The organism is Burkholderia sp. CpTa8-5, from assembly GCF_017815045.1.
In the GTDB taxonomy this organism is placed as follows: Bacteria; Pseudomonadota; Gammaproteobacteria; order Burkholderiales; family Burkholderiaceae; genus Burkholderia; species Burkholderia sola.
Genome location: NZ_JAGIQD010000012.1, coordinates 191,975 through 207,309 on the forward strand (window position 1 = coordinate 191,975; position 15,335 = coordinate 207,309).

15 protein-coding genes are annotated in these 15,335 nt (G+C 71.4%); 7 read left to right on the forward strand and 8 right to left on the reverse strand.

Going from position 1 to position 15,335, the window contains the following annotated elements; genetic code table 11:
• Positions 1–1,050: a LysR substrate-binding domain-containing protein gene (locus J8I35_RS20065; protein WP_209926711.1), complete on the reverse strand. Its 1,050-nt coding sequence runs from the start codon at positions 1,048–1,050 to the stop codon at positions 1–3.
• A 105-nt stretch (positions 1,051–1,155) separates the two neighbouring features.
• On the opposite strand from J8I35_RS20065, the gene J8I35_RS20070 reads away from it, so the two are divergent.
• A complete protein-coding gene (locus J8I35_RS20070; protein ID WP_209926713.1) occupies positions 1,156–2,472 on the forward strand; it encodes an MFS transporter in 1,317 nt (438 codons plus the stop codon).
• A 55-nt stretch (positions 2,473–2,527) separates the two neighbouring features.
• On the opposite strand, the gene J8I35_RS20075 is transcribed toward J8I35_RS20070, so the two are convergent.
• Positions 2,528–4,729 (reverse strand): TonB-dependent siderophore receptor, encoded by a 2,202-nt coding sequence (locus J8I35_RS20075; protein ID WP_209926715.1) that lies wholly within the window; start codon positions 4,727–4,729, stop codon positions 2,528–2,530.
• A gap of 142 nt (positions 4,730–4,871) precedes the next feature.
• Positions 4,872–5,510, reverse strand: coding sequence for a glutathione S-transferase (locus J8I35_RS20080; protein WP_124557506.1), 639 nt, complete (start codon positions 5,508–5,510; stop codon positions 4,872–4,874).
• Positions 5,511–5,621: 111 nt separating this feature from the next.
• Here J8I35_RS20080 and J8I35_RS20085 point away from each other — a divergent pair, with 111 nt between their 5' ends.
• Positions 5,622–6,539: a LysR substrate-binding domain-containing protein gene (locus tag J8I35_RS20085; protein WP_209926717.1), complete on the forward strand. Its 918-nt coding sequence runs from the start codon at positions 5,622–5,624 to the stop codon at positions 6,537–6,539.
• 9 nt (positions 6,540–6,548) lie between these two features.
• On the opposite strand, the gene J8I35_RS20090 is transcribed toward J8I35_RS20085, so the two are convergent.
• From J8I35_RS20090 to J8I35_RS20100, 3 genes are read right to left on the reverse strand one after another with little or no spacing between them, the layout of a single operon-like run.
• A complete protein-coding gene (locus J8I35_RS20090) occupies positions 6,549–8,774 on the reverse strand; it encodes a xanthine dehydrogenase family protein molybdopterin-binding subunit (protein WP_209926719.1) in 2,226 nt (741 codons plus the stop codon).
• Positions 8,771–9,772 carry a xanthine dehydrogenase family protein subunit M gene (locus tag J8I35_RS20095; protein WP_209926721.1) on the reverse strand — a complete coding sequence of 334 codons (1,002 nt, stop codon included), beginning with the start codon at positions 9,770–9,772 and terminating at the stop codon, positions 8,771–8,773. The genes J8I35_RS20090 and J8I35_RS20095 overlap by 4 nt, the downstream gene beginning before the upstream one ends.
• Positions 9,773–9,790: 18 nt before the next feature.
• Entirely contained in the window at positions 9,791–10,546 is a 756-nt protein-coding gene (locus J8I35_RS20100) for a 2Fe-2S iron-sulfur cluster-binding protein (protein WP_050014319.1), read from the reverse strand.
• Between the two features lie 554 nt (positions 10,547–11,100).
• On the opposite strand from J8I35_RS20100, the gene J8I35_RS20105 reads away from it, so the two are divergent.
• Positions 11,101–11,385, forward strand: a complete 285-nt coding sequence (locus tag J8I35_RS20105) for a hypothetical protein (RefSeq protein ID WP_089488876.1) — start codon at positions 11,101–11,103, stop codon at positions 11,383–11,385.
• A 32-nt stretch (positions 11,386–11,417) separates the two neighbouring features.
• Here the strand turns inward: J8I35_RS20105 and J8I35_RS20110 are convergent, their stop codons facing one another.
• A complete protein-coding gene (locus J8I35_RS20110) occupies positions 11,418–11,570 on the reverse strand; it encodes a hypothetical protein (RefSeq protein WP_160300514.1) in 153 nt (50 codons plus the stop codon).
• Between the two features lie 82 nt (positions 11,571–11,652).
• Positions 11,653–12,276 (reverse strand): alpha/beta hydrolase, encoded by a 624-nt coding sequence (locus tag J8I35_RS20115; RefSeq protein WP_050014317.1) that lies wholly within the window; start codon positions 12,274–12,276, stop codon positions 11,653–11,655.
• 343 nt (positions 12,277–12,619) lie between these two features.
• Between J8I35_RS20115 and J8I35_RS20120 the strand changes: the two genes are divergently transcribed.
• From J8I35_RS20120 to J8I35_RS20135, 4 genes are read left to right on the forward strand one after another with little or no spacing between them, the layout of a single operon-like run.
• Positions 12,620–13,561, forward strand: a complete 942-nt coding sequence (locus J8I35_RS20120; RefSeq protein WP_209926723.1) for a glyoxylate/hydroxypyruvate reductase A — start codon at positions 12,620–12,622, stop codon at positions 13,559–13,561.
• 30 nt (positions 13,562–13,591) lie between these two features.
• Positions 13,592–14,524 (forward strand): hydroxymethylglutaryl-CoA lyase, encoded by a 933-nt coding sequence (locus J8I35_RS20125; RefSeq protein WP_124557609.1) that lies wholly within the window; start codon positions 13,592–13,594, stop codon positions 14,522–14,524.
• Positions 14,525–14,550: 26 nt separating this feature from the next.
• Positions 14,551–15,057, forward strand: coding sequence for a YbaK/EbsC family protein (locus J8I35_RS20130; RefSeq protein ID WP_089488878.1), 507 nt, complete (start codon positions 14,551–14,553; stop codon positions 15,055–15,057).
• Complete coding sequence (locus J8I35_RS20135) at positions 15,054–15,260, forward strand: DUF1289 domain-containing protein (RefSeq protein ID WP_006477621.1); 207 nt, start codon at positions 15,054–15,056, stop codon at positions 15,258–15,260. The genes J8I35_RS20130 and J8I35_RS20135 overlap by 4 nt, the downstream gene beginning before the upstream one ends.
• Positions 15,261–15,335: the final 75 nt, after the last annotated feature.

A 15,335-nucleotide genomic window follows, 5' to 3' on the forward strand; every position in this document is an offset into this window, starting at 1 on the left:
TCACGCGGCAAGCGCCTGCTCCGTCGCTCCCCGCACCGCCTGCGTCACGATCCGCGCGAGCCGCTCGACCGTCGGCGTCGGCGTCGCCGACGACGTACGCCGCAGCAGGATCAGCGGCAAGCTCGGCAGCGCCGGCAGCCCGCACGACGCCGCATCGAGCACGCGCACCGACGCGGGCAGCCCGTAATGCGAGCGCACCGTCAGCCCGAGGCCGGCCGCCGCGGCCGCCCATAGCCCGGCCAGGCTCGGTGTCGTGAACGCGACGCGCCACGGCACGCCCGCGCGGTCGAGCGCATCGGTCGCCGCGCCGAAGAACCGGCACGGCCGGTCGAACACGACGAGCGGCAACGGCTCGTCCGTCCCCCGCACCGCACGACCGCCCGCTTCGCCGACACCGCCCTCCCCACCCGCATCCCCGCCGCCATCCGGCCTCCCGACACCCCCGCCCGCCACCGCGCCGATCCATTGCATCGGCACGTGCGCGATCGCTTCGCCGTCGATCCCCGCCCGCGACACGAGCGCCGCCGACGCCGGATCGCCCCACACGAGCGCCAGATCGAGCTGGTTCGCATCGAGCCGGTCGAGCAGGTCGGCATTGCGCGCCACGCGCGCCTCGATCTTCACCTTCGGATGCGCGCGCGCGAACCGCCCGAGCACGTCCGGCAGGATCGCCTCGCCGAAATCCTCCTGCAGCCCCACCCGTACCCAGCCGTCGAGCTTCACGCCGCGCACGGCCGCGGCCGCCTCGTCGTTCAGCTCGATCATCCGCCGCGCGTAGCGCAGCATCGCGTCGCCGGCGTCGGTCAGCGCGAGCCCGCGCCCGGCTTTCACGAACAGCGGCGTGCCGGCCTGCTCCTCGAGCTTGCGGATCTGCGCACTCACCGCCGACGACGAGCGCGCGACGCGGTCGGCCGCCTTCGCGAAACTGCCGAGATCCACGCCCGCGACGAGGCTGCGCAACGCCGCGACGTCGAAGTTGGGCCGCGCCAGCGCCGCGTCGGCGCCCGCGAGCGGCTCGCCGCCGTCGCGCGCAATGTCGTGTTCGGGCATCTCAATCATCCTGATTTATCGAACGATTCATCAAAAACTTTCCGATTTTCAGGATGAATGTAGGCCGCCAGACTGTGGACGTCAACTTCGAATCGGGCCTCCGTCATGGATACCTCGTGCATCGCTTCCCCCTCTTCGACTGCCCGCGACGTGCGCGGGCCGGCCCATCGCTGGCGCGTGCTGGGCGCCGGCGTCGCCGCGAACCTGAGCTTTTCGGCTGCCGCGGCCGGCATTCCGACCACGGCCGTCTGGATGCGCTCGGCCTACCACCTCGACAACGGCGCACTCGGCCTCGTGCTTGGCGCGCTCGGCTTCGGCGTCGCGCTGTCCGAGCTGCCGTGGGGCATCGCCGCCGACCGCTTCGGCGACCGCCGCGTGCTGCTGACCGGGCTCGTCGCGACGGCCGCGATGCTCGCGCTGATGATGTGCACGATCGCCCCGACCGCGCACGCGGTGCCGCCGCTGATGCGGGTCGTCGCGGCCATGGGCTGCGTCGGGCTGCTCGGCGGCAGCGTGAACGGGTCGAGCGGGCGCGCGGTGATGCGCTGGTTCGGCGAGCGCGAACGCGGGCTCGCGATGAGTATCCGCCAGACGGCCGTGCCGCTCGGCGGCGGCCTCGGTGCGGCGCTGCTGCCGTCGCTCGCGTCGCATGCCGGCTTCGCCGCGGTGTTCGGTGCGCTGATGCTGCTGTGCGCGGGATCGGCGGCGCTCACCTGGCGCTGGCTGCACGAGCCGCCCGCGGAGCCGGCCGCGGCGCGCGTCGCCACGTCCCTAGCCACGTCCCTAGCCACGTCCCTAGCCACGTCCCTAGCCACGCCGCTCGCCGTGCCACAGCCGCAGCCCGCCGGCCACGCGCGCAACCCGCTCGCGAGCGGCCCGGTGTGGCGCATCGTGCTCGGCATCGGCCTGCTGTGCGCGCCGCAGTTCGCGGTGCTCACGTTCGCGACGGTGTTCTTGCACGACTTCGGCCGGCTCGGCCTCGCCGGCATCAGCACGGCGATGGTCGCACTGCAGCTCGGCGCGATGGTGATGCGCGTCTGGAGCGGCCGCCATACCGACCGGCACGGCAACCGGCGCGCGTACCTGCGCGGTTCCGTGTTCGTCGCGGCCGGGTCGTTCACGTTGCTCGCGGCCGCGACGGCCGGCAGCCCGCATGTGCCGCTCGCCGCGATCGTCGCGATTCTCGTGTTCGCCGGCGTGTGCGTGTCGGCATGGCACGGTGTCGCGTACACCGAGCTCGCGACGCTCGCGGGTGCGAACCACGCGGGCACCGCGCTCGGGATGGCCAACACGGTCGTCTACCTCGGCCTGTTCGCGACGCCGCTCGCGATTCCGCCGCTGCTCGCCGCGACTTCTTGGAGCGTGGTGTGGCTCGCCGCGGCGTTGATCGCCGCCGCGACCTACCCGCTGTTCGCGCGCTGACGGGCGCGCGCGGCGGCCGACGGCGTCGAGCGGCGGCCGCCGTCGCGCGGTGCGGTCAGAACTTGTACACGGCCGACAGCATCGCCGAACGGCCGTCGCCGAACTCGACCGCCGATGACCGCGATTCGCTGCCCGACACCTGCCGCACGCGTTCGACGTACGCGCGATCGAACAGATTGTCGACGTTCAGCTGGATGCGCAGCCGGCGGCTCACGTCGTAGCTCGCCATCAGGTTGTGCACCCAGTACGCGCCGAGCTTGCCGTCGCCCTGCGACGTCACGTTGCGCCGACCGACGAAGTGCGAACCGTAGCCGAGCGTCCAGCCCGCCGGCAACCGATAGGTCGTCCACACGTTGAACGCGTGCCGCGGCGTGTTGCCGAGCGCCTGCCCGTCGCGCCGCGGCGACGACGGCGAGCTGAGCGTCACGCTCGCGAGGTACGTGTAGTTCGCGAACACGTCCCAGCGCGGCGTCACCTTGCCGGCGGCGCCGAGCTCGACCCCGCGCACGCGTTGCCGGCCCACGAGCGCATAGCTGCCGTCGGCCATTCGTTCGCGCGCGTTCTTCTTTTCGGTCTGGAACAGCGCGCCGTTCAGCGCGATGCCCGCGAGCCCCTCCCATTTCGCACCGAGTTCGAAGCTCTCGTTTTTCTCGGGCGCGAGCGCGCCGGTCGCCGCGCTCACGCCGGAGCCGGTGGTCACGAGGAATTCGGCGGACGGGTTGAACGACGTCCCGTACGCGAAATACGCGCGACCGTTGTCGGTCGGCTTGAACACGAGCCCCGCGCGCGTGCTCAGATGCCGATCGGCCGTATCCGCGCGCTCGGTGGGCTTGCCGGCCGCGGTGCCTTCCGACCGGCCGTCGATCCAGTCGTGGCGCAGCCCGACGTCGATGTCCCAGTAGCGGCCCACCGAGATCGTGTCGAACGCGTACAGCGCCTTCACGACCAGCGCTGTGTCGTTGCGCGCGCTGTCCTGGCGCTGCGCCGGGCCGCGCCACACGCCGGGCGGCGCGGCGAGCGCGAAGCCGTCGGCCGGGTAGAAGCGGTTGAGCCCGTACGAATAGGTCGTGCGGCCGTACGTCTCGCGGGAAATCTCGAAGCCCGTGACCAGCGTATGCCCGATGCCGAACGTCGAGAACGCGCCGGTGACGTTCGTCTGGTTCGCCCACATCGCGGTCGACGCATCGCGGCCATAGCCCTGCGGCCCGGCCGGCTTGTAGCGCCCCGGCGGCAGGCCCTGCTGGTTCACGTGCGACGCCGAAATCACCGTGTCGCGATTCAGGTGCGCATAGCGGCTCAGGTTCTGCACCTTCAGGCCGGACGACACGTCGTGTTCGGCCTTCACGGTGAACGTATCCGACGTGATGCGTTCGCGGTCGAGATTGCGCCAGCCGAAATAGCGGTCGCGCGACACGCCGGCCAGCACCTGGCCGTTGTGCGCCGGCAGCCCGTAGTCGGGCAGGTTGTTGTCGTACTGGTGGAAATAGCCGAGCGTGACGCGGGTCGGCGTGCCGAGACCGAACGCGAGCGACGGCGCGATGCCCCAACGCCGCTTGCGGATGTCGTCGCGGCCGGGCACGTCGTTGACGTGCGCCATCGCATTCAGGCGGAACGCCGCGCGGCCGTCGGTGCCGGCCAGCGGCCGGTTCGCATCGAGCGTCACGCGGCGGTAGTCCGACGTGCCGAGCATCGTGCCGGCCTCGGTGAACGCGCCGGCCTTCGGTGTCTTGCTGACCAGGTTCACCGAGCCGCCCGTCGTGCCCGCGCCGCCGAACACCGAATTCGGCCCCTTGATCACCTCGACCGCCTCGACGTTGAACAGGTCGCTGCGATTGTTCTGCGCGCTGTCGCGCAGCCCGTCGAGCTGCAGGTTCGCGTTCGCGCCGAAACCGCGGATATTGAACATATCGCCCGACCCGCCGCCGCCCTCGCCGGCGTTGAACGTGATGCCCGCGACGTTCGACAGCGCCTCGCGCAAGCTCAGCGCCTGCTGTTCGTCGAGCACCGCGCGCGGCACGACGGTGATCGTCTGCGGCACGTCGAGCAGCGGCGTCGCATATTTGGCGGAACCCGACCGGTCGACGCGCGACCCGGCGTCGCGCGCGCCGTGCACGACGATCGGGTCCAGGTGCGGCGCGCGGCGCGGCTCGCCTTCCTCCGCGCAGGCCGGCGCGGCCGCACAGGTCATCATCGCGAACGCGACGGATGCGGTCGCGCGGCGCGGCGGCGTCGCGCTCGACCGGATACAACGGCTCATGTTCACTCCATTCCATTGATGAGAACGCTTCTCATTCAATAGAATTGGGCACGACATGACAATTGGACACGTCCGAACTTCGCGGTCCGAACGAACCGCCGCACGGAACGGCCGCGCCGCCGGCTGCCCGCGCGCCGCCGTGTCAAACCGCCTCGCGCGCCAGCGCACGCCGCGCGGCCGGCCGTTCGGCCTCGCGCTGTGCATGCACGGTCCATGCGGGATGCCGCGTCATGTCGAGCCCGATCGCGACGCCCCAGCGATACAGCACGAGCAGGAACGGATCGACGATCGAATGCGCACCCGGCTCGGCCCACGTGCGGCCGTCGGCCAGCAGAGCTTCGATCGACGCGTTCGCGGCGTCGATCGTGCTGCGTCCGTGCGCGCTGACCGCGCCGTGCAGCGCCGGATCGTCGATGAAGCGACCGGGCCGCCACAGCGCGCCGTAGCCGACGCCGTGCACCCAGCCGACCAGCCAGGCGAGCCATTCGTGGCACCGCGCCTCGCGCAGCGGATCGCCGAGCGGCAGCAATTGCGCGTCTGGATAGCGGCGTGCGAGATACGTGAGGATCGCCGGCGTTTCGGTCAGCACGCGCGGCTCGCCCGGAATCGCGAGCACGGGTACGCGCGCCTTCGGGTTGATCGCGAGATAGCGCGCGTCGAGGTTCTGCCGCTCCTTCACCGAGACGATTTCGACGTCGAACGGCGCGCCGGTTTCCTCCAGCGCGATGTGGGCGGCGAGCGAGCAGGCGCCCGGCGAAAGATAGAGACGATAGGCGTTCATGGCGGCTTGGCGTGACGGGCTGTGGAAGACGGAACCGAGTGTAGGAACGCATGCCGATACGCGACAAACGATGAATTGTCGTGCTCGGACATTAGTGTTACTAATACCCGCATGCGACGCATCCACCTTCCTCCGCTGCAGACGCTGCGCGCGTTCGAAGCCGCCGTGCGGCTGCAGAGCTTCACGCGCGCGGCCGACGAGCTCGCGCTCACGCAAGGCGCGGTCAGCCAGCACATCCGCGCGCTCGAGGCGCAGCTCGGCTATCCGCTGTTCACGCGCGAACGCAACGGCGCGACGCCGACGCATGCCGCGCACGCGCTCGCATTGCAGGTGCGCCAGGGCCTGAGCGTGCTCGAACGCGCGTTCGAGCCGACGCTGGCGGTGCGCCGCCCGCGCACCTGCGACGTGACGCTGAACGTGAGCGTGCTGCCGAGCGTCGCCGAGCGCTGGCTCGCACCGCGCCTGCCGCGCTTCTCGGCCGCGCATCCGCACATCTCGATCGTGCTGCATCCGAACGTCGCGCTCGCGCCGCTGCGCAAGCGCGACCGCATCGACGTCGCGCTGCGCTACGGGCCCGGCACGTGGCCCGGCGTCGTCGCCGAGAAGCTGATGAACGAGACGATCTTTCCGGTCGCGAGCCCGGCGTACCGCAATCGCGACGGCGTCGCCCCGCGCACGCCGGCCGACCTCGTGCGCGCGACGCTGCTGCGCCATCCCGCGCAGCCGTGGGAACCGTGGTTCCAGGCCGCGCGGCTCGACCTCACCGAATCTGCGCGCGCACCGCGCTTCACCGATACGAACGCGCTGATCGACGCCGCGCTGCAAGGCCGCGGCGTCGCCCTCGCGCGCCGCTCGCTGATCGAGCCCGAACTCGCTGACGGCACGCTCGTGCGCGTGTCGACGGTGCGCATCGCCGACGTGTACGCGCACTACGTCGTGTGGCGCCCCGACCATCCTCAGGAAGCGGCGATCCGCACGTGGCTCGACTGGCTGCGCGGCGAAGTGCGGCGCAGGACGCCGCGGCGCTGACGCCGACGCTCACGCGCGCATCGGCATCGCCACCTTGTCGAGCGTGATCGGCAGATCGCGCACCCGCACGCCGGTCGCGTGATAGACCGCATTGGCGATCGCGGCCGGCACGCCGGTGATGCCGATCTCGCCGATGCCGCGAATGCCGAGCGGATTGAAATGCGTGTCGTTTTCGTCGACGAAACTCACGTCGAGCTCGCCGATGTCCGCGTTCACGGGCACGTGATATTCGGCGAGATTCGCGTTCGTGAAGCGGCCGTGCCGCACGTCGAGATGCGAACCCTCCTCGAGCGCGGTGCCGAGCCCCCACACCATCCCGCCGATCAGCTGGCTGCGTGCCGTTTTCGCGTTGAGCAGGCGGCCGACGCTGTACACGCCAACGATGCGCGGTACGCGAATCGTGCCGAGTTCGGCGTCGACGTGCACTTCGGCAAACACCGCGCCGAACGAATGGGATGCATAACGCGACTTCTCGTCGCCCGGCTTCGTCGTCGCCTGCGCGTCGATCGGCCGGCCGCCCGCACGCGCGATCACCGCCGCGGCCGGATCGCGCCGCGACGGCTCGCCGCGATGCACGACCCAGCCGTTGTCGACCGTCACGTCATCGGCCGCGGCGCCGTGCAGCGGCGACCCGGGATCGGCGATCGCCAGCGCGATCAGCTTCGCGCGCGCCTGCAGCGCGGCCTCGCGCACGGCGGGCGCCACGCTCGCCGCCGACTGCGAGCCGCCCGATACCGGCGCGCGCGGCAGGCTCGAATCGCCGAGCGCGAAGCGCACGTTCTGCGGCGCGAAACCGAGCGCATCGGCCGCGACCTGCGTCATCACCGTATAGGTGCCGGTGCCGATGTCCTGCGTGCCCGACGCGACCTCGGCCGTGCCGTCCGGCAGGATGCGCGCCCGCGCCGACGCTTCGCTGCGGTTCGCCGGATACGTGGCGGCCGCCATCCCGAGGCCGATCAGCGTGTCGCCGTCGCGCAGCGTGCGCGGCGCGCCGGTGCGGCGCGACCAGCCGAAGCGCCGCGCGCCGACCTCGTAGCATTCGCGCAGCTTGTTGCTCGACCACGGCTTGCCGTCCTGCGGATCGACTTCCGCGTAATTCGCGAGCCGCAGCGCGACCGGGTCCATGCCGAGTTGCCACGCGAGCTCGTCCATCGCCGATTCGAGCGCGAACGAGCCCGACGCCTCGCCGGGCGCGCGCATGAACGTCGGCGTGCCGACGTTCAGCGGCACGATCCGGTGCGTGGTCGCGTGGTTCGGCACCGCGTACATGATCCGCGACGGCATCCCGCACATTTCCATCCAGTCCTCGAACGTCGACGTGGTGGCGATCGTGTCGTGGCGCATCGCCGTCAACGTGCCGTCCTGGCGAGCGGCCAGCACGATGCGCTGTTCGGTGAACGGCCGCCCGCCGACCGAGCCGAACATCTGCGGCCGCGTCAATGCGAGGCGAACCGGGCGCCCGACCTGCTTCGCGGCCATCGCGCACAACGACACGTGCGACCACGACGAGCCCTTGCAGCCGAAGCCGCCGCCGAGAAACGGCGAAATCACGCGCACGTGTTCCGGTGCGATGCCGAACACGGCGGCCACCGCCGTGCTCGCGCCCGACACGCCCTGCGTCGCATCGTGCAGCGTGAGCGTCGGGCCGTCCCAGCGCGCCATCGTCGCGTGCGGCTCGATCGGGTTGTGGTGCTGCATCGGCGTCGTATAGGTCGCGTCGATGTGCACCGCGCCTTCGCGCAGGCCTGCATCGACGTCCCCGCGCTGCGTATCCATCGCGCGGCCCTGCTGCTTCGGCGGCATGCGCGCGCCGCGCTTCGCGTGCGCGAAATCCGCGACGGCATCGGTCGCGCGATAGCGCACCTGCACGGCATGGGCGGCGTCGGTCGCCTGCTCGAGCGTTTCGGCGACGACGACCGCGACGGGTTCGTTGCTGTAGCGCACCGTGTCGTCCTGCAGCAACGTGAGGCGGCGCCCGGCCGGCGGCGACAGCGGCGGCCGGCCGCCGTTGGGCAGCCGCATCGCGTTCTCGTGCGTGATCACGATCAGCACGCCCGGCATCGCGCGGGCGCGCGCCGCATCGATCGACTCGATCCTGCCGGATGCGATCGTGCTCGTGACGAGCACCGCGTGCGCGAGCCGCGTATCGGAGAATTCGGCCGCGTAGTGCGCGCCGCCCGTCACCTTCAGTACACCGTCGACACGGTCGAGAGGCTGTCCCGTCATCGTGTTCATGCGGCACCTCCCGTCATGGCGGCTGCCGTTTCGACCGCACGGACGATCGCCCGCTGCGCGAGCGCGACCTTGAAGCCATTGCCGTCGAGCGGACGCGCATCGCGCAATGCCAGCGCGGCCGTCTCGCGCAGCGTCGCGTCGGTCGGCGTGCGGCCAACGAGATGCGCTTCCGCTTCCGTTGCACGCAACGGCTTGTGCGCGACGCCGCCGAGCGCGATCCGCGCGTCGGCGACGCGCGGGCCGTCCATCCGCAGGGCGGCCGCGACCGACACCAGCGCGAACGCGTAGCTCGCGCGATCGCGCACCTTCAGATAGTGCGCATGGTCGGCAAAGCGCGGCGGCGGCAAGTCCACCGCGGTGATCAGCTCGCCCGGTTCGAGCGTCGTGTCGAGATCGGGACGATCGCCCGGCAAGCGGTGAAACGAGGCGATCGGAATCTGCCGTGCACCGCGCGGGCCGCTCACCTGCACGACCGCATCGAGCGCGGCGAGCGCGACGCTCATGTCCGACGGGTTCACCGCCACGCACTGCGGGCTCGCACCGAGGATCGCGTGCATCCGGTTGTGGCCGCCGATCGCCGCGCAGCCGCTGCCCGGCTCGCGCTTGTTGCATTGCGCGAACGCGGGGTCGTAGAAATACGGGCAGCGCGTGCGCTGCATCAGGTTGCCGCCGACGGTCGCCATGTTGCGCAATTGCGCGGACGCGCCAGCGAGCAGCGCCTGCGACAGCAGCGGATAGTCGGCGCGCACGCGCGGATGATCGGCCGCATCGCTGTTGCGCACGAGCGCACCGATGCGCACGCCGCCGCCGGGCAGCGCATCGACCGTATCGAGGCCCGCGATCCGCGTGATGTCGATGAGCGTGACGGGCCGCGCGACACCGCCCTTCATCAGGTCCAGCAGGTTCGTGCCGCCGCCGATGAAGGCCGCGCCGGGCCGCTGCGCCGCGCGCACGGCGCCGGCGACGTCGGTCGCGCGTTCGTAGGAGATCGCTTCCATTGCGGTGCCCCTCCGCGCCTAGCCGTGCGCCGCATGCGCGGCGCGCACGGCGGCGACGATGTTCGGGTACGCGCCGCAGCGGCACAGGTTGCCGCTCATGCGCTCGCGGATCTCGTCGTCCGACAACTGCGCGGGACGGCGCCGCACGTCATCCGTGGCGGCGCTCCCGGCCCCCGCCGCGAACTCGTCGAGCAGCGCGGTCGCCGAGCAGAGCTGGCCGGACGTGCAGTAGCCGCACTGGAACGCATCGCATTCGACGAACGCACGCTGCACCGGGCTCAACACGCCGCCGCGCGCCAGCCCTTCGACGGTCGTGATCCGCTCGCCCTCGTGCATCACCGCGAGCGTCAGGCACGCGTTGATGCGCCGGCCGTCGACGAGCACCGTGCACGCGCCGCACTGCCCGCGATCGCAGCCCTTCTTCGTACCCGTGAGGCCCGCGTATTCGCGCAGTGCGTCGAGCAGCGTGACGCGCGGTTCGAGCTGCAGCGTGTATGCGCGCCCGTTGATGTCGAGATGCACGGGCCGCGCCGGCACCGTATCGCGGCGGGGCGCGGCCGGCGTGGACGCCGCGTGCGGCGACTGCGGATGAACGTGCGATGCGGCGCTGACGGTCGCGGCAGCCGCCGCGGATTGCAGGAAACGGCGCCGCGCGGCGCTGGACGGCGTATCGTGCGGCAACGGCAGCGGCGCTGAACGGCCGGGCCCGAGCGGCGACGGGGCAGCGTCGCGCGCCGGTTCGGCGGACGGAGAATCGGATCGATCGCTGGACATGGCTTCTGCTCGCTCCGTGGTTGATGGACGCGGGTGTGCGCCGCGTGCCCGGATGGCAGCGCGGTCGGCACGCGCATCGGCAACGAGCAATTCGGGTGCCGCGAAACTGCGGGGGGCCGCATACAGGTGCAGCGCCGGCCATCGTGCGCGGCGCGCACCGGGCGGCAGACGGACCGAGTTGGCGGTGAGAACGCTTCCATGACGCCACGCTGGCGCGCGGCTGGCCGTTCGCTGACGAAGCGGCAATAACGCCCGATTTTTGGGCGCGGCCGGCCGCGGATCGGTCGCAAGTTGCCGATCGCGTTTGCGATGCCGCGCATGGCGCCCGCGTCGCCGTGGCCGGGTCGCGGCGTGGCGCGCCGTGTAAATGCGCGCAGCATCCGCCTCTGCTGGAAAATTCCGCCATGCGTGCCGGTGGATCGCCGCGACGGCATTCGGTCAGCCGGACGAAACCATTTCGCGATCGCGCCGGAATCGCAAACGATTCACCGAAACGTCGCATCGCGCCCGCATACTCGAAAACGTTTCCCGATCAGCCTGCCAGGAGAGAAGTCATGCGTCGCGTTTCCGTCGCCGTCGTTCTGTGTACCGCCGTGTTCGTCGCCGCGTGCAGCGACGACGCACCGCACGACGCCCACGCGACCGACACCGTGCCGCAGGCCGGCGCATCGAGCGGCGCCGCCAGCGCGTTCAACAGCGACGCGACCGCGAATACCGTCGCATCCGAGGCCGCGCCGCTCGCGCCGCCCGTCGTGCATTACCCGCCCGATGACGACGACGATGCGAAGCCCACTGGGAACGCAGCCGCTTCAAGCGCCGCCGCGTCGTCGCCGGGCTGATCCCGCTGCCACGTGATAGGAGTCGCTACTGTTCAGGCAGCGCAGTGGGCGCGCGCGTCGAGCCGCCACTGACATGACGTAACGGTCGGCGACGGCGCGAACGGCACGGTGTCGCGCCGCTTCGCGGGCCACGTCGGGTACGGCCGGCCGAGCGATTCGGACCCGGCCGCGGCCGTCAGGGCCATGAGGCCCGCCTGCGCATGGCAAGCGCGACGGCCCGCCCTACCGCGACAGCCACCGCGCGGCATGCGCCGCGCGACCGGCCCGTCAGACCGCGTGCGCGAGCGCGCGATCGACGAGCGCGGCCTCGAAGCCGTCGTCCGCGTCGCGAAAACGCAGCGGCGCCGCGCAATGCACCAGCGTGTCGATGAAGTATTTCGCGCGCGGCCACGGCCCGTAGCCGGCCGCCGTGTTGATGTGCCCGGCATCGCCGAGGTTCACGAACGCGCTACCCAGGCGCTGCGCGAGCGTGCGCGCATCGCCGAGCGGCATCCACGGATCGGTCTCGCTGCCGATCACGATCGACGGCACCGCGAGCCGGCGTGCGTCGAACGGCCCGGCAAACGTGAATTTCTTCGGGCTCGCCGGCGCGACGAACAGCACGCCCGCGACATCGCCGACGTGCGGCCACTGCGCGAGCGCATGCGCGGTCGCGAGGCAGCCGAAGCTGTGCGCGGCGAGCACGAACGGGCCGCGCTCGCGATCGAGCAGCGCGCGCACCGCTTGCGCCCACCCCGCGAGATCGGGCGCATCCCAGTCGTGCTGCTCGACCCGCAACGCGCGCGGGAACTGTCGCTCGAGCCAGGTCTGCCAGTGAGCGCCTTCACTGCCGTGCAGGCCCGGAACGGTGACGAGCCGCGGCGGCCACGCCGATTTGCTGCATGCGCGCATGATTGCCCTCGCTTGCTTGAAGACGAGGTTCGATTGTGGCGTCGCGTACGCAGCGGCCGAACCAATATTTTGTGCTTTGCTTTTGCGCGGCGCGGTGACCGGCGGCCCGGCGACCGCGTGACGGCGGCCCGCGTCGGCCGTACGCCCCGCGCAGCGGCGCAATGTGCGGCGAAACCGTAGAATGTGGGCTTCCCGTCAGCGTCACACGGAACCGGTCCGCGCGCCGACGCGCCGGGCCGTTCGTCAGGAGTCGTCCAATGTCCGCTACGTCCGCCGGCGCGCCGCGCCCGGCTTCGCTCGCCGTTCCCGTGACGCGCCTCGCCGGCGCGCGCGCCGTCACGCAATGAAGATCCTGTTCCATTCACCGCATCAGGAAGCCGGCGCATGGCGCGACGAGATCGCGCGGGCGCTGCCGGAAGCCGAACTGCGCGCGTGGCAGCCGGGCGATACGGCCGCCGCCGACTACGCGCTCGTGTGGCGCGCACCGCGCGAGTTCTTCGCGCCGCGCGACGGCCTGCGCGCGATCTTCAACCTCGGCGCGGGCGTCGATGCGCTGCTCGCGCTCGACCGCGCGCATCCGGGCACGCTGCCCGCACACGTGCCGCTGGTGCGGCTCGAGGATTCGGGCATGGCGCAGCAGATGGTCGAATACGTGACGCACGCGGTGCTGCGCTACCTGCGCCGCTTCGACGAATACGACCTGCAACAGCGCGAACGCCGCTGGCAGCCGCTCGAACCGCATGCGCGCGCGCGCTTCACCGTCGCGGTCCTCGGCCTCGGCGTGCTCGGCGCCGAGGTCGCCCGCGCGCTCGCCGCGCTCGGCCTGCCGGTGCGCGGCTACAGCCGCAGTGCGAAGCAGCTCGACGGCATCGCGACCTTCGCCGGCGACGGCGCGTTCGACGCGTGCATCGACGGCGCGAAGGTGCTCGTCAACCTGCTGCCGAGCACGCGCGACACCGACGGCATCCTGTCGGCGCGCGCGTTCGCGCGGCTCGCGCGCGGCGCGTACGTCGTCAACGTCGCGCGCGGCGCGCATCTCGTCGAAGCCGACCTGCTCGACGCGCTCGCGAGCGGCCAGGTCGCCGCGGCCACGCTCGACGTGTTCCAGCACGAACCGCTGCCTGACGACCATCCGTTCTGGCGCGCGCCGCGCATCACGATCACGCCGCACAGCTCGGCCGAGACGCTGCGCGCGGAAGCCGTCGAGCAGATCGCCGGCAAGATCCGCGCGCTCGAGCGCGGCGCGCCCGTCAGCGGGATCGTCGACTACGCACGCGGCTACTGAATTCCGCCCTACACGAAACCGGAGACAACCATGACGTTCCCCACCGCCGTCAAGATCGTCGAAGTCGGCCCGCGCGACGGCCTGCAGAACGAGAAGACCTTCGTGCCCACCGACGTGAAGATCGCGCTCGTCGACCGGCTGTCGCGCGCCGGCTTCCGCAACGTCGAGGCCGCGTCGTTCGTGTCGCCGAAATGGGTGCCGCAGATGGCCGACGGCGCCGACGTGATGGCCGGCATCGAGCGCCGCGCGGGCACCGTGTACTCGGTGCTCACGCCGAACCTGAAGGGCTTCGAGCATGCGGTCGCCGCGCGCGCCGACGAAGTCGTGATCTTCGGCGCGGCGAGCGAAGCGTTCTCGCAGCGGAACATCAACTGCAGCATCGCCGAGAGCATCGCGCGCTTCGAGCCCGTTGCGAAGGCCGCGAAGGACGCGGGCCTGCGACTGCGCGGCAGCGTGTCGTGCGCGCTCGGCTGCCCGTATCAAGGCGAGGTGCCGGTCGCGTCGGTCGTCGACGTCGTCGAACGCTTCGCCGCGCTCGGCTGCGACGAGATCGACATCGCCGACACGATCGGCGTCGGCACGCCGAAGCGCACGCGCGAGGTGCTCTCCGCGGTCACGCGCGTGTTCCCGCGTGACCGCCTGTCGGGCCATTTCCACGACACCTACGGCCAGGCGCTCGCGAACATCTACGCGGCGCTGTTCGAAGGGATCGAGATCTTCCACGCGTCGGTCGCGGGCCTCGGCGGCTGCCCGTACGCGAAGGGCGCGACCGGCAACGTCGCGACCGAGGACGTGCTGTACCTGATGCAAGGCCTCGGCATCGAGACCGGCATCGATCTCGCGCAGGTCGTCGCGGCCGGCGACTTCATCTCGAACGCGATCGGCCGCGCGAACGTGTCGCGCGCCGGTCGTGCACTGCTTGCCAGGGCGCAGGGCGCGGCCGACGCCGCGAACTGCGTCTGATCACGCCCTCCCACGGACGCCCCCCCATGACGACACCCGCTTCATTCGATTCCCTCCCCGATTCCGCGCGACGCGTCGCGCTGCTGCTGCGCGAGCGCGGCCATGCGAAAGGCATCGTGATGCTCGCCGAAACCGGCAAGACGTCGGCCGAGGCCGCGGCCGGGCTCGGCTGCTCGGTCGCGCAGATCGCGAAGTCGATCCTGTTTCGCCGGCAGGCCGACGGCGCGCCCGTGCTGGTCGTCGCGAGCGGCGTGAACCGCGTCGACGAAAAGAAGGTCGCCGCGCAGGTCGGCCCGGTCGGCCGCGCGGACGCGAAGTTCGTGCGCGACAACACCGGCTATGCGATCGGCGGCGTCTGCCCGATCGGCCATCTGGTCGAACCCGTCACGCTGATCGACGCCGACCTGCTCGCGCTCGACAGCCTGTGGGCCGCTGCCGGCCATCCGCACGCGGTGTTCAACCTGTCGCCGCACGAACTCGTGTCGCTGACGGGCGCGCCGGTCGCGGACGTCGCGTTGCGGGAGCCCGCATGAGCGACGTGACGATGCCGGTCGCCACGGTCGCGTCGCCGTGCACCGACGTCTGCCGGATCGATCCGCGCACCGACTGGTGCGCGGGCTGCCTGCGCACGCGCGGCGAGATCAAGGGATGGCGTGAGTCGGACGACGACGCGCGGCGCGCGCTGCTTGCGCGGCTCGACGCGCGGCGGCGGCTGATCGCGGGCAGCGAGACATAAAAAAAAGGTTCATCGCGGGAAACCGTGGAGCGTTTGAGGGGGATTGCGTAATCTGACGCCTGACTTTAAAGACGT